The organism is Paraburkholderia sp. OAS925, from assembly GCF_040543975.1.
GTDB lineage: Bacteria > Pseudomonadota > Gammaproteobacteria > Burkholderiales > Burkholderiaceae > Paraburkholderia > Paraburkholderia graminis.
In genome coordinates, this window is record NZ_JBEUNO010000002.1 from 2,885,578 (window position 1) to 2,902,317 (window position 16,740).

Below are 16,740 nucleotides of genomic sequence, written 5' to 3' on the forward strand. Positions count from 1 at the left end.
GGTGAATCGGGATGTCCGGTCAGAAAACCGGGTGTCCATTAATCAGGCTCGGCAACCACGTGGAGAACATCGGGACGTACGTCACAATGTTAATGGCGCTGAAGATAGCGAGGTAATAAGGCCACGCCACCTTGGTAGTTTCCCCAATCGACACATTCCCAATCGCGCAGCCGATGAACTGCACTGAGCCGATCGGCGGATGCACGAGACCCAATGCGCAATTCAGCAGGATCATGATGCCGAACTGCACGGGGCCGACGCCGCTATGCATCGCCATCGGCAGGAACAGCGGCGTGGTGATCAGAATGTGCGCCGCCATATCGACAAACGTGCCGAGGAAGATCTGGATGATGTTGATGTACAGCAGCATCAACCAGGGAATGCTCGTTGCGCCGTCGAGCATGTGCTCGATTGCATCGGGGATCTCCAGATAAGCCATCTGGTAGCGCAGCATGTTCGATACGCCAATCAGAAGCAGCACGACGCCCGTCGTTTTCGCGGCTTTCGACAAGGCGAAAGAGAGCTTCTTCAGCGTCATCGTGCGATACACGACGACTGTCAGCACAAGCGAATAAGCGACTGCAATAGCGGCGGCTTCCGTCGCCGTAGCAATACCCTTTGCCACGCAGACCAGAATGATCGCGATGACCATCAGGCCCGGCAATGCGCCGAGGAACGTGCGCGCGACCGCGAGCCAGCCGGGGAAACGCTGCAGTCCGGTGGAACCGTCGGGACGGCGCGGATAGCCGTAGCGCACCGCTTGCCAGTACGCGGCGATCAGCACGAAGCCCATCACCCACAACACCGGCAAGAGACCCGAGAACAGCAGATCGCCGATCGACACGCCGCTCATCGGCACACCGTTCAGCGTTCCTGTAATGCCCTGCGCGGCGAACGCGTAGATGATCATGTTCGTCGACGTCGGCATCAGCGCGCCCGCCAGCGACGAATGCGTCGTGACATTGACGGCGTACGCGGCGCTATAGCCTTCGCGCTTCATCAATGGAATGATGACGCCGCCCATTGCCGACGTGTCCGCCGTGGGCGAACCCGAGACGCCGCCGAACAACGTGCACGCGACGACATTGGCCATGCCGAGGCCGCCGCGGAAATGACCGACAGTGGCTTGCGCAAAACGCAGGATGCGATCGGCAATCCCGCCGTGGAGCATCAGCTCGCCGGAGAAGATGAAGAACGGTACGGCGAGGAATGAAAACGCATTCATCCCCGAGACCATCGACTGCATGGCGGTGGCCGCGGGCAGTCCCTCGTACAGATACGTCAGCACGCACGAGAGTCCCAGCGCGAACGAAACAGGAACGCCGAGTACCAGAAAAACGATGAAACTGATAGAAAGGAGGGCAAGTTCCATGATTGTTCTATTTGTGTTTCTTTGCGAAAAGCGCGAGCAGGTTCTCGATTGAGAACGACGCGATGCAGACGCTGGCAATAACCGGGATCAGATAACGAAGCGCTTCCGGCAAACCCAGAATTGGAATGTGGTCATGCCGCGTGGTCTCTGCCATCTCCAGAGAGCCGAAGAAGATCGCCACGGCAAGCGCGATCAGGCACAAGTGCTGGAACACGTGCGCGATCAGTTGGCCTTTTACGGGCAGGCTCTTCACGAGCGAATCGAGCCCGATATGGCCGCCTTCGCGAACCTTGAGCGCGGCGCCGAACATCGCGATCACGATTACGAGCAATAGCGCGATGGGTTCGACGAAATCGGGCGCGTCGCTAAATACATAGCGCATCACGACGCCATAGATCACCAGCAGACTCAGCGCAGCAAGGCTGACGGAGGCGATGACGGTTAGCGTGCGAAAGAGAAAATCGTTTGGGCGTTTCATAAATCTCTTGATCCCATTCTTGCCTGCCGACATCAGCGGCGGCGGCATTCAGCATGCGGCATGCAGCGGGAAAGTCCGCAGCTTCCTGCAAGACTTTCCCGCTGCGTAAAACACCATGCGACTCTTACTTGATTGCCTGGATTTCGTCGACGAGCTGCTTCATTTGCGGGGTCTTTTCATACTTCGCCCACACCGGCTGCATCACCTTGACGAATGCCGCGCGATCGATCTGCGACGGTGCGACGATCTGCGCGCCGCCCTTCGTCACGGTCTTGCTTGCGTCGCTTTCGCGTGCGGTCCAAAGCTTCTGGTAGTACGGCACGGAATCAGCCGCGGCCTTCTTGATGATTTCCTGTTCTTGCGGCGAAAGCGTGTCCCAGATCTTCTTCGAGAAGACGAGAACTTCCGGCGTCATCGAGTGCTGGGTTTCCGAATAGACCGGCGCGACTTCGAAGTGCTTGGTCTCTTCGTACGACGGCAGATTGTTTTCCGCTGCATCGACGAGACCCGTCTTCAGGCCCGTATAGACTTCGGCGAACGGCATCGGCGTCGGCGTGCCGCCCATTGCCCTGATTTCGTCGACCATCAGATCGGACGGTTGCACGCGCACTTTCAGGCCCTTCATGTCGGCGGGCGTGCGAATCGGCTTCTTCGTGTAGATGGAGCGCGCGCCGCTTTCATAGAAAGTCAGTGCGATCATGCCCTTCGCCTTGAACGCGTCGAGAATCTTCTGGCCTTCCGGGCCGTACATCACCTTACGGAAATGGTCGATGTCGCGGAACAGGAACGGCAGCGACGGGATCATCGATTCAGGAACGATCTCGTTGAATGCCGCGCCGTTCGCGCGCGCCATGTCGAGCGCGCCGATGCGCACCTGATCGATCGTATCGTTCTCCGAACCAAGTGCGCTGTTGCCGAATACCTTCACCGAGTCCTTGCCGTCGGTTGCCTTCTTGATCTGCTCGCCCATGTACTTGACGGCCATGTTGGTCGGGTACGTGTCGCCATGCACGTCCGACACGCGGAACACGCGCGCCTGCGCCGACATGGCGCCGAAGGCCAGCACGGACGCGGCGACGATCAACGAAACACGGGAAGAGGCAAACTTCTTATTCATCGTGACATTCCTCAAAATTAGACATCCAATCGATGCAAAGAGCCGCTTGCAACAGCCGCTCGCGGACAGCCGGTAGCGAACTGCCGTAACGACGGCCAGTCTCGGATGTGACATGGTTTTGCTGCGTCTCCCGGCGCGGCGCCCGCGGTCTCCTGCGGTGGCGAACGCCCTGCCGTGCTGTCCGTGCAACGTCCCCGGCACAAAGATCAGCACTCCTGTCAGACAACTCGACTTCTTTTACTTCTGCTGCGTCGGCATGCCTGGGCGTGAACCTGTGAACCATCGCGCACGCCAAAGCCGCCACGTACCGTGCGATGCGCTGCTATCTCGAAAAGTACAGAAAGCAATCTGTTTGCGCTTATACGTTGTACGACGACATACGAAGTCTATAAAACGCAGTTTGAGTTGTACAGACGGTATTTACCCGAGGAAACGGGCATCCGGTAGAGATGACCTGAATACGCTGTCAGCATGGACACGCGCGGCAGCGGCGGGATTGGAGATCCACGCGAGCGGAGAAGGCCGGAACGCCGATTTTTCGTAAAACGACGACGCAAATCGTCGTATCGACGCCACAATGTTGTATGACGAGTGATGAATTAACGAGCGTGAAACAATAAGCGCCGGTCGCGTTGCCCGCGCCGGCGCTCTTTCCGACTGCTCTCTTTCGCTTACAGATCGCCGGCGAATTCCGGCTCTGGCAAGCCGCTGACGCCCGGACGCAGCGCGAAGAGATGCCCGTCGTGTTCGCTCGCGCCAGCCGCCGGGCGAATCGACGTGACGAACAGCGTGTCCAGGTCGCGGCCGCCGAATGCGCACATCGCGGGTTTGATCGCGGGCACGTTAATCTGCCGGTCGAGCTTGCCTTGCGGCGTGAAGCGCAGCAGCGCGCCCGCGTCATTTGAGCAGATCCAGTAGCAGCCGTCCGCATCCACCGCCGCGCCGTCGGGCCGCCCCACATAGTGGTTCAGGTCCGCGAACACGCGGCGGTTGCGCGGCTCGCCGGTTTCGACGTCGTAGTCGAAAGCCCATATCTGTCTGCGCAGCGGGTGCGAGTCCGACAGATACATCGTGCTGCCATCGGGCGACCAGCCGAGGCCGTTCTGCGTGATGAGTCCGTCCACGACCGGCGCCGACAGCACGCCGTCCGCGTCGAATCGGTAGAGCGCGCCGGCCGGGTTGGCGGCCGCCATATCCTGCACCATCGTGCCTGCCCAGAAACGGCCTTGCCGGTCGCAGCGGCCGTCGTTGAAACGCATGTCGCCGAACGGGAAGACCGGTGCGGCGAGCTTGCGCCCGCTGACCTTCACGGGCTCGGCTTGCGTCGCAAGAGGCGCCGAAGCGTCGCTCAGCGTCACCGCGAAAAGACCGGTCTCACAGCCCGCGAGCACGTTGCCGCGACAATCGAACGCGATGCACGCGACCTTCTCCGGCAACAGCCATTCAGACCGCTCGCCGCTTTCGAGTCGCAAGCGCACGATTTTTTGCGCCGGAATATCGACCCAGTAAAGCGCCTGTTCGGCCGCGCGCCATACCGGACTCTCGCCCACGGCAGCCGGCGCCGGCCCCGCCGCTTCGACGCGTTCGACCCGTTCGACGCGAGGATTGCCCGCCGCGCTCATCGCTTCGGCTCCATTGGCCCGGCCAGCACGAAGGGACCGCCTTGGAAGCGCTGCGTGGGATCGTCCAGATCGGCGGTCGGCGCGGTGACTGGAAACAGATGCTCGAACTGCACGGAACTGTCCTGCGGACGGAAACCGAGAAACGCCGCTTTGGTGTTATCGACCCACTTGGTGCGGTTATCCGACACGCCGTACACGATCGCGTGCCCGACGCGATTCGTGAACAGCGAACAGCGCACGAGTTCGATGAAGTCGCGATAGCTCAGATACGTGACGAGCATGCGCGGGTTCTTCGGCTGCTCGAACGACGAGCCGATCCGCAGACACACCGTCTCGAGCCCGAAGCGGTCGAAGTAATAGCGCGACAGCGATTCGCCGAAGCATTTCGTCACGCCATACAGGCTGTCGGGGCGCAACGGCGCATCCGTATCAAGCACTTCCGTCACAGGATGAAAACCGACCGCGTGATTCGAGCTTGCGTAGACGATGCGCTTCACGCCCTGCTTCTGCGCCGCCGAATACAGGTTGTAGAGACCGCGAATGTTCGCTTCGAGCAGATCCGCGAACGGCGCTTCGACGGAGATGCCGCCGAGGTGAATCACCGCGTCCACGCCTTCGAGCAGCGCGAGGACCGCGGCTTCGTCGGCGAGGTCGACGATCGACGCTTCTTCGTGCGCAGCCAGCTCGCCGAGCGGCGCGATGTCGGTCACACGCACCACGTCGGCCCACGCGGCCAGCGCGCCGCGCAATTGCTTGCCGAGATTGCCTGCCGCGCCGGTGAGCAGCAGGCGCCGAAACGGTTTTTTCGCGGATGTGCGGTCGGAATTCGAATCAGTCATGTCTTTTTGTTTGAGCCGTCTATGAGGCGAATGAAGCGAATAAGGCAAATGAAGCTAACGAAGCAGTGAAGCCACCACGTAAAACGAGCCGCGAATTTCGCGGCTCGCCAGATGCGGCACTCAGGTCACCGGCGCCGGATTGAACAGCGCCAGCGCATTATGCAGCTTCAGCTTCTCGGCGCAGGTCTTCTTGCGGCCGCTCGCGACGTCGAGCATGAAGCGGAACAGTTCCCAGCCCACCTCTTCGATCGTCGCCGTGCCGGTTGCGATGGTGCCCGCGTTGATGTCCATCAGGTCGTGCCAGCGGCGCGCCAGATCGGAACGCGTCGCGACCTTGATGACCGGCACTTCGGCGAGACTGTACGGCGTGCCGCGGCCCGTCGTGAAGACGTGCAGATTGATGCCGGCCGCCAGTTGAAGCGTGCCGCAGATAAAGTCGCTCGCCGGCGTCGCCGCATAAATCAGCCCTTTCTGGCGCACTTTCTCGCCCGGCGACAGCACGCCCGAAATCGCCGAGTTGCCTGACTTGATGATCGAGCCCATCGCCTTTTCGACGATGTTCGACAGCCCGCCCTTCTTGTTGCCCGGCGTGGTGTTCGCGCTGCGGTCCGCGCCGCCGCGCTTCAGATAATCGTCGTACCACTGCATCTCGCGGATGATCGCCTGCGCGACGTCCGCGTTCGCCGCGCGCGCCGTCAGTTGATCGACGCCGTCGCGCACTTCGGTCACTTCGGAGAACATCACGGTGGCGCCCGCGCGCACCAGCAGGTCGGTCGCGAAGCCCACGGCCGGATTCGCGGTGAGGCCGGAGAACGCGTCGCTGCCGCCGCATTGCACGCCGACCACGAGATCCGCGGCGGAACACGTCTCGCGACGCCGGTTGTTGAGCCGCTTCAGATGACCTTCCGCGGTCCTCATGATCGAATCGATCATCGACTGGAAGCCGACGTGCGATTCGTCCTGCAACACGACGACGTCGCCGTTCTCGTCGGCGCCAAGATCGCCGATATCCGCGATCTCGCTCGGGTTCTGCGCGGCGGCAATCGGAATAGTGCCGGGCGGCATCAGGCGCTCCGGCTGCAATTTCTCGCAACCGAGGCTCACCATCATCACCTCGCCGCCGAAGTTCGGATTCAGCGCGATGTTGCGCACCGTGCGGATCGGCACCATCGCGTCGGGCGCGTCGATCGCGACGCCGCAACCGTAGGTGTGGCCGAGGCCGACCACGTCGTCGACATTCGGGTACTTCGGCAACAACTCAGACTTGATGCGCACGACCGCGTGTTCGACCACATCCGCCACGCATTGCACTGTCGTGGTGATCGCCAGAATGTTGCGCGAGCCCACCGAGCCGTCCGCGTTGCGATAGCCCTCGAAGGTGTAGCCCTCGAGCGGCGGCATGTCCGGCGCCTTGATCGTCGCAATGGGCAAGTCTTCGAGTCCCGGCGGACTCGGCATGCGGATCACGTGCTCGTTGATCCAGCTTCCCTTGGGCAGCGCCTTCAGCGCATAGCCGATCACCACGTTATAGCGGATGACCTCGTCGCCCTCGGCCAGATCAGCCAGCGCGACTTTGTGGCCCTGCGGCACGCGCTCGCGCAGCACCAGGCCGTCGGGGAATACGGCGCCCTCACCCAGTCCGCCGTCGTTCACGACGATCGCGACATTGTCATTGGGGTGAACGCGAATGTAGAGCGGTGAAAGTTCCATTGCATCGATCCTTATGGCGATTTACGCCTTCTGCGCCAGCTTATTCATACGTCATCCTACAACATGCGAATCGCGTGGGATGTTCCGTATTTACCCTAACAGCACCATTATGCCGCGAAAACACCGTTGAGTTAGCCGAATTGTTGTTGTACGATGACGTATAAGAAATCTTCATTTCTATTGATCCAACCTACACCGACGCCTGGATACAGACATCATGACGACACCGCAGGAACTCAAGCAGATCGTTTCAGAAGGCCTCCTCTCCTTCCCGGTCACCGACTTCGACGCACAAGGCGAATTCCGCGCCGACACCTTCGCCGAGCGCCTCGAATGGCTCGCTCCGTACGGCGCTTCGGCGCTGTTCGTCGCCGGCGGCACGGGCGAGTTCTTCTCGCTGACGCACAACGACTATTCGAACGTCGTGCGCACCGCAGCCGAAGTCTGCAAGGGCAAGGTGCCGATCCTGGCCGGCGCGGGCGGCCCGACGCGCGTCGCCATCGAGTATGCGAAAGAAGCCGAACGCCACGGCGCAAACGGCATTCTGCTGATGCCGCACTACCTGACGGAAGCCTGCCAGGAAGGCATCGCCGCGCACGCCGAAGAAGTCTGCAAGTCGGTGCCGAACATGGGCGTGATCATTTACAACCGCGCCAATTCGAAGCTTAACGCCGACATGCTCGAGGGTCTCGCCGAGCGCTGCCCGAACCTGATCGGCTTCAAGGACGGCGTGGGCGAGATCGAAAACATGGTGACGATCCGCCGCCGTCTGGGCGACCGCTTCTCGTACCTCGGCGGCCTGCCGACCGCGGAAGTCTACGCCGCGGCCTACAAGGCGCTGGGCGTGCCGGTGTACTCGTCGGCGGTGTTCAACTTCATTCCGAAGACCGCGATGGACTTCTACCGCGCAATCGCCGCGGACGACCACGCGACCGTCGGCAAACTGATCGACGAATTCTTCCTGCCGTACCTGAAGATTCGCAACCGCCGCGCCGGGTACGCGGTGAGCATCGTCAAGGCGGGCGCGAAGCTCGTCGGCCACAGCGCCGGTCCGGTGCGTGCGCCGCTGACCGATCTGACCGAAGAAGAAATGGCGCAACTCGACGCGCTCATCAAGACGCTCGGCCCGCAGTAACGCAGCGCGCGTGGCCGGCGGATCGACTGCCGGCCGGCCACGCGGACAACTGCCGCAGATGAGAGCCGCATAGACGGCTGCGCAAGGAGCGCCCGGAGACGACCGCGTCGCCGGGCGTTTTTCGCACATGCGGTCGAGGCCACGAGCCCGCTCTCTTGTACAAGAATTAAGGAGATGACCATGGAAATGAGCCGCACGGCGAGTTCCGCCAACGTCGCAAAGCGCACCAAAGTCCGCTACGCGATCCTGCTTCTTATCTTTGTAATCACCACGTTCAATTACGCAGACCGCGCGACGCTGTCGGTCACCGGCTCGGCGATGCGCGCCGAATTCGGCTTCGACGCGATCCGCATGGGCTACATTTTCTCGGCGTTCAGCTGGGCTTACGTGGCCTCGCAATTGCCGGCCGGCTGGCTGCTCGACCGCTTCGGCGCACGGCGCGTGTACGCCGCGAGCATTTTCTTCTGGTCGCTCTTCACGCTGCTGCAAAGCTCGATCGGCTTGCTCGGCAGCGCGGCCGCCGCGGTGACGGGTCTCTTCGTGTTGCGTTTCGCGATGGGCGCGGCGGAATCGCCGGCCTTTCCGGCCAACGCCAAAGTCGTGGCGAGCTGGTTTCCGACCAAGGAACGCGGCACCGCATCGGCGATCTTCAACTCGGCGCAATACTTCGCGGCAGTGATCTTCACGCCGCTGATGGCCTGGCTCACGCACGCGTTCGGCTGGCACATGGTGTACGTCGTGATGGGCGTGGCCGGCTTGCTGCTCGCGCTCACCTGGCTCAAGGTGATGAAGCATCCCGCCGACCATCCGGGCGTGTCGGCTTCGGAACTGGAGTACATCGAACAGGGCGGCGGCGTGATCAACGGTCACCAGAAAACCGGTCCCGCCGACGTCGAAAAGGCCGGCGGCTGGTCGCTCGTGCGCCAGTTGCTGACGAACCGGATGCTGGTCGGCGTCTATCTCGCGCAGTACTGCATCAACGTGCTGACGTACTTCTTCCTGACCTGGTTTCCGATCTACCTCGTGCAGGCGCGTCACATGACGATTCTGCAGGCGGGCCTCGTCGCGTCGTTACCGGCGATCTGCGGATTTTCCGGCGGCGTGCTCGGCGGCATTCTGTCGGACTCGCTGATCCGGCGCGGCCATTCGCTGACCGTCGCGCGCAAGGTGCCGATTGTCGGCGGCATGCTGCTGTCGGTGTCGATCATCGGCTGCAACTACGTTTCGACCGACTGGATCGTCGTCGCCCTGATGTCGCTCGCGTTCTTCGGCAAGGGCATCGGCGCGCTCGGCTGGGCGGTGGTCGCCGACACGTCGCCGAAGGAAGCGCTCGGTTTGTCGGGCGGCATCTTCAACATGTTCGGCAACGTGGCCGGCATCGTCACGCCGATCGTGATCGGCTACCTGGTCGCGCAAAGCGGCTCGTTCAACGGCGCGCTGGTGTTCGTCGGCGCGAACGCGCTGCTGACGGTGTTCAGCTACCTCGTGATCGTGAAGGACATCAAGCGCGTGGAGCTGCGCCCGCGCTAAGCGCGGCGCGAATTACAGCGCCCGGCTTCGGGCCGCGGCCGCGCGCTGCGGCCCGGCCCTCACCTCCCGCTCAAATTGATCCGGCCTTTCTATAATCAGTCGTCAGACGACGGTATAATGGATCGCAGAAAGTATCTGCAACTATCTGATTCAAGGGGCGTTTTCGATGGCTACACCACTGGCATCCGCGGCACCGCCACGACGCGCTCGTAATCTCGCCGAGCTCGTCGTCAATTACGTCACCGAGCAGATCGCGTCCAACGCGCTGAAACCAGGCGACAAGCTGCCGACCGAATCGCAACTCATGGTCACGCTGAGCGTGAGCCGCACGGTCATTCGCGAGGCGATTTCGCGCCTGCAGGCGGGCAAGGTCATCGAGACGCGGCACGGCATCGGCAGCTTCGTGCTCGAGCCGCAGCGCGAAAAGCTCGGTATTGATATGGTGCCGGCCACCACGCTGCGCGACGTGTTGTGCATCCTCGAATTGCGTATCAGCCTCGAAACCGAATGTGCGGGTCTCGCGGCCCAGCGCGCCAAGCCCGAAGACCTCGCTCGCATGCGCGCCGCGCTCGACGCGATCGAAGCGACGCGCCATAACGGGCTCGACAGCGTCGAGGCCGACCTGCAGTTTCATATTTCGGTGGCGCGCGCCACGGGCAACCGCTATTTCGTCGACATCCTCACGCAAATGGGCAGCGCGCTGATTCCGCGTAACCGTCTCGATTCCGCGGGCATTGCGCGCGCCGAGCCGGACGCGTACCTGTCGCTCGTCAACCTCGAGCACGAGAGCATTCTCGAAGCGATCAGCCGCCACGACGCCGACGGCGCGCGCGCGGCCATGCGCATGCATCTGTCGAATAGCCGCGAACGGCTGCGTCGCGCGAACGAAACGTCCGAGGCGAATAGCTGAACACGCCGGTTTTTCCAGCGCCTAGACGTACGACTACGCGCCAACGGTAAAAAGAAAATGGCCGGGGAGTTCACCTCCCCGGCCATTTTTCATTCGATGCCGCCAATCAGGCGCGCTTAGCTACGCGTGATCTCGCCATCGCGGCGACGCCACAGATTCAGCGGATTGCTGTCAGCCAGCGCCTCGGGCAGCAGATCCGCCGGGAAATCCTGATAGCAGACCGGGCGCAGGAAGCGCTCGATCGCCGTCGTGCCGACCGAGGTCGCGCGGCTGTCCGAGGTCGCCGGGAACGGGCCGCCGTGGACCATCGCGTGGCAGACTTCGACGCCGGTCGGAAAGCCGTTGACCAGCAGACGCCCGGCCTTGCGCTCGAGAATCGGCACGAGCTTCTGGGCCGCGGGCACGTCGGCGGCGTCCATCTGGATCGTGGCCGTCAGTTGCCCGGCAAAGTGCTCGGCAACTTGCAGCAGCTCGGCTTCGTCCTTGCAACGCACGATCGTCGATGCCGGGCCGAACACCTCGTCCTCCAGCGCCGGCGTGGCGACGAACGTCTGCGCGTCAGTCACGAACAGTGCGGCGCGCGCCTGGTTCGGGCCCGTTACGTCGGCGCCGCGCGCCACCGTTTCGACGCCGGCGGTCTTGGCCAGCTTGCCCTCGCCTTCCGTGTAGGCGGAGTGGATGCCCGAAGTCAGCATGGTCTGCGCGGGCTTGGCGGCCAGGGCTTCAGAGGCGGTGGCGACGAAGCTCTTCAGCGCATCGCTGTCGACGGCAATCGCAAGGCCCGGGTTCGTGCAGAACTGGCCGGCGCCGAGTGCGAGCGAATCGACGAAGCCGCGCGCGATGTTCTCGGTGCGCTGCTTGAGCGCGTTCGACAGCAGAAACACCGGGTTGATGCTGCTCATTTCCGCGTAGACCGGAATCGGCTCGGGGCGCGCCGCCGCGACGCGCATCAGCGACAAGCCGCCCGCGCGCGAACCGGTGAAGCCGACCGCCTTGATCGCCGGATGCGCGACGAGCGCCTCGCCGACCGAGTTGCCTGCGCCGACGATCAGCGAGAACACGCCTTCCGGCAGGTCCATTTCCGCTGCGACGCGCTGGATCACACGGCCGACCATCTCCGAGGTCCCGAGGTGCGCGCGATGCGCTTTCACCACGACCGGGCAGCCGGCTGCGAGCGCCGCCGCCGTGTCGCCGCCGGCCACCGAGAACGCGAGCGGGAAATTGCTGGCGCCGAACACGGCAACCGGTCCCACCGGAATCCTTTGCATGCGCAGGTCGGAACGCGGCAGCGGCTTGCGATCCGGCAGCGGCGAATCGAGCGTCGCGGTAAGCCACTGGCCCGAGCGCACTACTTGCGCAAACAGCTTGAGCTGGCCGGTCGTGCGGCCGCGCTCGCCTTCCAGACGCGCCTTCGGCAAGCCGGATTCCTGCTGCGCGCGCTCGACGAGCGCATCGCCCAACGCCGTGATGCCGTCCGCGATACGTTCGAGGAACTCGGCGCGCACGCTGAGCGGCAGTTGGCGGTACGGATCGAATGCCTTGCCCGCCAGTTCGCAGGCGAGGTTGACGTCGCTAGCCGTGCCGCTGCCGAAAACCGGCTCGGCGATGTCCGTGCCGGTGGTGGGATTGAACGCGTGCAGCGCCTGTTCGGCGCCGCGCACGGCCTTGCGGCCGATCAGCATTTCGCCGGTGATCTGGCCGGTGACTTCGCTGGAATGGGACATGTCTCTCTTCCTTGTATTAGAGCGCTAGATATAAGTCATCCTACAACATACGGGCATGCTGATGCAACCGGAACCGCCTACTCGCACATGGGCTTTCAGCGTCATTCCGGGTTAACGTGACCGTTACAACGGCTGAATCGGGTGCTAATCTGGATATAGATATACGACGACCTATAACGTGCGGTTCAGCCATCGTCGGAACTTGACCCGATCCATTTGCCGTTCGAGGAATACGTTCATGCCAGCCGCGCCCTGCCAGCCTTATCAGTCTCTTCCCAACAGCTTCCGCCACGCCGTGCGCAGCGGTGAAACGCTGGTCGGCTGCTGGGCCTCGCTCGCGAGCCCGATTGTCGCCGAACTGCTCGGCGTGATCGGCTTCGACTGGTTGCTGCTCGACGCCGAACACGCGCCCAACGACGTCCTCACGCTGATCCCGCAACTGATGGCGCTCAAGGACAGCCGCAGCGCGCCGGTCGTGCGCCCGCCGGCCAACGAGAGCGTCGTCATCAAGCGGCTGCTGGACAGCGGCTTTTCCAACTTCCTCGTGCCGTTCGTCGATAACGCCGACGACGCGGCGCGCGCGGTCGCCGCCACCCGCTATCCGCCGCAAGGCGTTCGCGGCGTCTCGGTGGGCCACCGCGGCAACCGCTACGCGACGGTACCCGACTATTTTGACATTGCCAACGACAACGTCTGCGTCATCGTGCAGATAGAGAGCCGCCAGGCCGTGAACTCGATCGACGCGATTCTTGCCGTCGACGGCGTCGATGCGGTATTCGTCGGCCCATCCGACCTCGCGGCCGCGTACGGACATCTCGGCAACGCCGCGCATCCCGACGTGCAGCAGGCGATCGCCCATGTGTTCGAACGCGCGCAGGCCGCGGGCAAACCGAGCGGCATTCTTGCGCCGATGCAAGCCGACGCCGAACGCTATCTCGCGATGGGCTGCCGCGTCATCGCCGTGTGCGCCGACCTCGGGCTGTTGCGAAACGCCGCGCAGGCCGTCCATCAACACTTCATCAGGAAACCGGCCGGCCAGAGCTAAGCCACGCGCAGCGCAGGCACAAACCAGGCCGCCATGACATCTCTGGAGCATTCCATGCAAAAAGCAGGCTTTATCGGACTCGGCATCATGGGCAAGCCCATGGCCGCGAATCTTCTCAAGAACGGCGTCACGCTCGCCGCCTTCACGCGCAGCGGCGTGCCCGACGATCTCACCAAGGCCGGCGCACAGGCATGCGACAGCCCCGCCGCCGTCGCCGCGCAGGCCGACATCATCTTCATCATGGTGCCCGACACGCCGGACGTCGAGCGCGTACTGTTCGGCGAGAACGGACTGGCGAGCGCGTTGCATGCGGGTCAAACGGTGGTCGACATGAGTTCGATCTCGCCGATGGCCACCCGCGAGTTCGCCGCTCGCGTGCGCGAAACCGGCGCGGATTATCTCGATGCGCCGGTATCGGGCGGCGAAGTCGGCGCGAAGGCCGGGTCGCTCACCATCATGGTCGGCGGCGAGCAGGCCACCTTCGACAGCGTGAAGCCGCTGTTCGACATGATGGGCAAGAACGTCACGCTGATCGGCGCGGTCGGCGCGGGCCAGGTGTGCAAGGTCGCGAATCAGGTGATCGTCGCGGCCACGATCGAGGCGGTCGGCGAAGCGCTGCTGCTCGCGTCGAAAGCCGGCGTCGATCCGGCGCGCGTGCGCGAAGCGTTGATGGGCGGCTTCGCGTCGTCGCGCATTCTGGAAGTGCACGGCGAGCGCATGACGAAGCGCACCTTCGATCCGGGCTTTCGCATCGAACTGCATCAGAAGGATTTGAATCTCGCGCTGTCGACCGCGCAGACGCTCGGCGTTTCGTTGCCGAATACGGCCACCTGTCAGGCGCTTTTCAATGCGTGCGTCGCGCACGGCGGCAAGGCATGGGATCACTCGGCGATGGTGCGTGCGCTCGAAGTGCTCGCCAATCACGAGATCGGCCAGCAAACAACCTGATCCATCACGCGCGTTCCGCCGCGCCGCTTCGCCCGTTCGACGTCGATGAATGGGTAAAGCGGCGCGTGTTGCGTTCTGGGCCAGAACAAACCGACAAATTCCCTTCGTTTCTTTCAATCATTAAGGATGACTGACTTAACAAGAACAATCGCAATGAACGCCGTACTTTCGAGCATCGACGATTATTTACAACGCCCTGAAGGGCAAGGAGACATTCGTGGCGAGTCACTATAAAAACAGCGGCAAGCGGGCAGCATCAGTGAACGCGGCTCATGCCGAACCTTATTCACCTGGACGCCGGGCGTTCATGGTGTTCGCCGGCACCTCCGCGGGCGCGACGCTGCTCGGCGGCTTGTCCGCGTGCGGCGGCTCGGGCAGTTCGGGGCTCACACCCGAAGATCCGATCTGGGGCAGCTACGGCGCCGCGACGCAGATCGTCGCTTCACTCGCCGGCATCAAACAGTCGATGTTCCCGTCGCGCGACTTCGTCGTTACGCAATACGGCGCGCAGCCGTGCGCGGTGGTCGCGGCAACCAATCCGTACACAGGCTCGTCGTCGCCCGCGAGCCCCGGCTCCAACCAGACCAACGCGGCGTCTTCATTCGACTCGCGCCCGGCGTTCCTCGCCGCGATTCAGGCAGCCAACGCGGCGGGCGGCGGCCGCGTCGTTGTGCCGTCCGGCAACTGGTATTGCGCGGGTCCGATCGTGCTGCTCAGCAACGTCAATTTTCATTTGAGCGCCAATTGCACGATCTATTTCAGCCCGAATCCCGCGGACTATGCGAAGGACGGCCCGGTCAACTGCGGCGCGAACGGCAACCTGTTTTACAGCCGCTGGCAGGCGAACGATTGCCTGAACTTCGGCTCGCCCGTCTACGCGCGCAATCAGTCGAACATCGCGCTGACCGGCGAAGACGCGACCTCGGTGCTCAACGGTCAGGCGATGACGCCGTTCGCCGGCTCGGGCAACACCGCGACGTGCTGGTGGACCTTCAAGGGATCGAACGGGGCCTACGGTTGCGTGAGTTCGTCGACGCCCTCGCAGGTGTACAAGAATCCGAGCAACGTGGATCTGCGAACTGTTGCGCCCGGCATTTCCGACGCGCTCTACACACAGTTGACGAGTCCGACGACGCCCTGGCAAGAGGACCAGAACTACTTGCCCGCGCTCTCGGAAGCGGGCGTGCCGATTGCGAAGCGCATCTTTGGCCTCGGTCACTATCTGCGCCCATGCATGGTCGAGTTCATCGGCTGCACGAATGTGCTGATGGAAAACTACACCACGAACAACACGCCGTTCTGGCAGCATCATCCGACCGATTGCAAGAACGTCGTGATTCGCGGCGTGACGACCAACAGCATCGGTCCGAATAACGACGGCTTCGACCCCGACGCGTGCGACAACGTGCTGTGCGACGGCGTGACCTTCAACACGGGCGACGACTGCATCGCGATCAAGTCGGGCAAGGATCTCGATACGCAATACGGTCCCGCGCAAAATCACGTGATCCAGAACTGCACGATGAATAGCGGCCACGGCGGCATTACGCTCGGCAGCGAAATGGGCGGCGGCGTGCAGAACATTTACGCGCGCAATCTCCAGATGCTGAATCAGAACTGGGCGACCAATCCGCTCAATATCGCGATCCGTATCAAGACCAATATGAATCGCGGCGGCTTCGTGAAGAACTTCTACGTCGACAAGGTCACGTTGCCCAACGGCGTCGCGCTGAAAGGCGGCGGCTACGGCAGCGCGCTGCTCGCCGGCAGCCCGATCAACGGCACGGTGCCGCTTGGCGTGGTGACTGGGACTGCGGCCAATCCGTCCGCGGCTCAGGGCGGCCTGATTACATTCGACTGCGATTATCAGCCGGCCAACGACGCAATCAGAACGCGGCCGGCGGTCGTGCAGAACGTCAACATCTCGAACGTGCAGGCGAGCAACGTCACGCTCAACGGCGTCACGGCTTCGTGCTTTCAGGCGATCGTCGCGCAAGGCCCCGTCGCGTTCGACTACAACGGACCGACGCCCGCGCCGACCGTTCCGCCGATCACCGGCGTGACGATCTCGAACTGCAATCTCGGCACTGCCGTTTGCGCGGGACCGGCCAACGCCACCACGCCGGGGCCGATCTATGCGTACAACGTCAACGGCATTGCGTTGAAGAACGTCGTGATCGGAGGGACGACGTACAACACGAACGTGGTCGATCAGCGGTAAGCCGCGAACACGGCGGAGTTGCTGCTGCGCCGCGTTGTGAAAAAAAAACCGCTCGGGAGAGCGGTTTTTCTACGGTTTTTCTACGGTTT

At 62.9% G+C, this 16,740-nt stretch carries 13 protein-coding genes; 6 read left to right on the forward strand and 7 right to left on the reverse strand.

Features of this window, described 5'->3' with window-relative positions; translation table 11 throughout:
- Positions 1 to 19: 19 nt before the first annotated feature.
- From ABIE53_RS31625 to garD, 6 genes are all read right to left on the reverse strand, one after another.
- Positions 20 to 1,372, reverse strand: coding sequence for a TRAP transporter large permease (locus ABIE53_RS31625; RefSeq protein WP_006052332.1), 1,353 nt, complete (start codon positions 1,370 to 1,372; stop codon positions 20 to 22).
- Positions 1,373 to 1,379: 7 nt separating this feature from the next.
- Positions 1,380 to 1,898 (reverse strand): TRAP transporter small permease, encoded by a 519-nt coding sequence (locus ABIE53_RS31630; RefSeq protein ID WP_310076428.1) that lies wholly within the window; start codon positions 1,896 to 1,898, stop codon positions 1,380 to 1,382.
- Positions 1,899 to 1,974: 76 nt separating this feature from the next.
- The gene (locus tag ABIE53_RS31635; RefSeq protein WP_006052334.1) at positions 1,975 to 2,967 is read right to left on the reverse strand and encodes a TRAP transporter substrate-binding protein; all 993 of its coding nucleotides are present in this window, start codon (positions 2,965 to 2,967) and stop codon (positions 1,975 to 1,977) included.
- Positions 2,968 to 3,638: 671 nt separating this feature from the next.
- Positions 3,639 to 4,589: an SMP-30/gluconolactonase/LRE family protein gene (locus ABIE53_RS31640; protein ID WP_192700312.1), complete on the reverse strand. Its 951-nt coding sequence runs from the start codon at positions 4,587 to 4,589 to the stop codon at positions 3,639 to 3,641.
- Positions 4,586 to 5,428, reverse strand: a complete 843-nt coding sequence (locus ABIE53_RS31645) for an NAD-dependent epimerase/dehydratase family protein (protein ID WP_192700313.1) — start codon at positions 5,426 to 5,428, stop codon at positions 4,586 to 4,588. The genes ABIE53_RS31640 and ABIE53_RS31645 overlap by 4 nt, the downstream gene beginning before the upstream one ends.
- Before the next feature lie 120 nt (positions 5,429 to 5,548).
- Complete coding sequence (gene garD, locus ABIE53_RS31650; RefSeq protein WP_192700314.1) at positions 5,549 to 7,138, reverse strand: galactarate dehydratase; 1,590 nt, start codon at positions 7,136 to 7,138, stop codon at positions 5,549 to 5,551.
- Positions 7,139 to 7,355: 217 nt separating this feature from the next.
- Between garD and kdgD the strand changes: the two genes are divergently transcribed.
- The 3 genes from kdgD (at position 7,356) to ABIE53_RS31665 (ending at position 10,713) form a co-directional block, all read left to right on the forward strand.
- Positions 7,356 to 8,273: a 5-dehydro-4-deoxyglucarate dehydratase gene (gene kdgD, locus ABIE53_RS31655; RefSeq protein WP_006052338.1), complete on the forward strand. Its 918-nt coding sequence runs from the start codon at positions 7,356 to 7,358 to the stop codon at positions 8,271 to 8,273.
- 180 nt (positions 8,274 to 8,453) lie between these two features.
- Positions 8,454 to 9,803: an MFS transporter gene (locus tag ABIE53_RS31660; protein ID WP_006052339.1), complete on the forward strand. Its 1,350-nt coding sequence runs from the start codon at positions 8,454 to 8,456 to the stop codon at positions 9,801 to 9,803.
- Between the two features lie 166 nt (positions 9,804 to 9,969).
- A complete protein-coding gene (locus tag ABIE53_RS31665) occupies positions 9,970 to 10,713 on the forward strand; it encodes a FadR/GntR family transcriptional regulator (protein ID WP_006052340.1) in 744 nt (247 codons plus the stop codon).
- Between the two features lie 116 nt (positions 10,714 to 10,829).
- Here the strand turns inward: ABIE53_RS31665 and ABIE53_RS31670 are convergent, their stop codons facing one another.
- Positions 10,830 to 12,437 (reverse strand): aldehyde dehydrogenase (NADP(+)), encoded by a 1,608-nt coding sequence (locus ABIE53_RS31670; protein ID WP_006052341.1) that lies wholly within the window; start codon positions 12,435 to 12,437, stop codon positions 10,830 to 10,832.
- Between the two features lie 238 nt (positions 12,438 to 12,675).
- Here ABIE53_RS31670 and garL point away from each other — a divergent pair, with 238 nt between their 5' ends.
- From garL to ABIE53_RS31685, 3 genes are all read left to right on the forward strand, one after another.
- Positions 12,676 to 13,482, forward strand: coding sequence for a 2-dehydro-3-deoxyglucarate aldolase (garL, locus tag ABIE53_RS31675; protein WP_192700315.1), 807 nt, complete (start codon positions 12,676 to 12,678; stop codon positions 13,480 to 13,482).
- Positions 13,483 to 13,515: 33 nt separating this feature from the next.
- Positions 13,516 to 14,430, forward strand: a complete 915-nt coding sequence (locus tag ABIE53_RS31680) for a 2-hydroxy-3-oxopropionate reductase (protein WP_081653117.1) — start codon at positions 13,516 to 13,518, stop codon at positions 14,428 to 14,430.
- Positions 14,431 to 14,737: 307 nt separating this feature from the next.
- Entirely contained in the window at positions 14,738 to 16,651 is a 1,914-nt protein-coding gene (locus tag ABIE53_RS31685) for a glycoside hydrolase family 28 protein (RefSeq protein WP_310076441.1), read from the forward strand.
- Positions 16,652 to 16,740: the final 89 nt, after the last annotated feature.

Bases quoted from the DNA above. Each gene is read 5' to 3' on its own strand.
- ABIE53_RS31625 (WP_006052332.1), bottom strand. From the start codon at position 1,372: ATGGAACTTGCCCTCCTTTCTATCAGTTTCATCGTTTTTCTGGTACTC.
- ABIE53_RS31630 (WP_310076428.1), bottom strand. From the start codon at position 1,898: ATGCCGCCGCCGCTGATGTCGGCAGGCAAGAATGGGATCAAGAGATTT.
- ABIE53_RS31635 (WP_006052334.1), bottom strand. From the start codon at position 2,967: ATGAATAAGAAGTTTGCCTCTTCCCGTGTTTCGTTGATCGTCGCCGCG.
- ABIE53_RS31640 (WP_192700312.1), bottom strand. From the start codon at position 4,589: ATGAGCGCGGCGGGCAATCCTCGCGTCGAACGGGTCGAACGCGTCGAA.
- ABIE53_RS31645 (WP_192700313.1), bottom strand. From the start codon at position 5,428: ATGACTGATTCGAATTCCGACCGCACATCCGCGAAAAAACCGTTTCGG.
- garD (WP_192700314.1), bottom strand. From the start codon at position 7,138: ATGGAACTTTCACCGCTCTACATTCGCGTTCACCCCAATGACAATGTC.
- kdgD (WP_006052338.1), top strand. From the start codon at position 7,356: ATGACGACACCGCAGGAACTCAAGCAGATCGTTTCAGAAGGCCTCCTC.
- ABIE53_RS31660 (WP_006052339.1), top strand. From the start codon at position 8,454: ATGGAAATGAGCCGCACGGCGAGTTCCGCCAACGTCGCAAAGCGCACC.
- ABIE53_RS31665 (WP_006052340.1), top strand. From the start codon at position 9,970: ATGGCTACACCACTGGCATCCGCGGCACCGCCACGACGCGCTCGTAAT.
- ABIE53_RS31670 (WP_006052341.1), bottom strand. From the start codon at position 12,437: ATGTCCCATTCCAGCGAAGTCACCGGCCAGATCACCGGCGAAATGCTG.
- garL (WP_192700315.1), top strand. From the start codon at position 12,676: ATGCCAGCCGCGCCCTGCCAGCCTTATCAGTCTCTTCCCAACAGCTTC.
- ABIE53_RS31680 (WP_081653117.1), top strand. From the start codon at position 13,516: ATGACATCTCTGGAGCATTCCATGCAAAAAGCAGGCTTTATCGGACTC.
- ABIE53_RS31685 (WP_310076441.1), top strand. From the start codon at position 14,738: ATGGTGTTCGCCGGCACCTCCGCGGGCGCGACGCTGCTCGGCGGCTTG.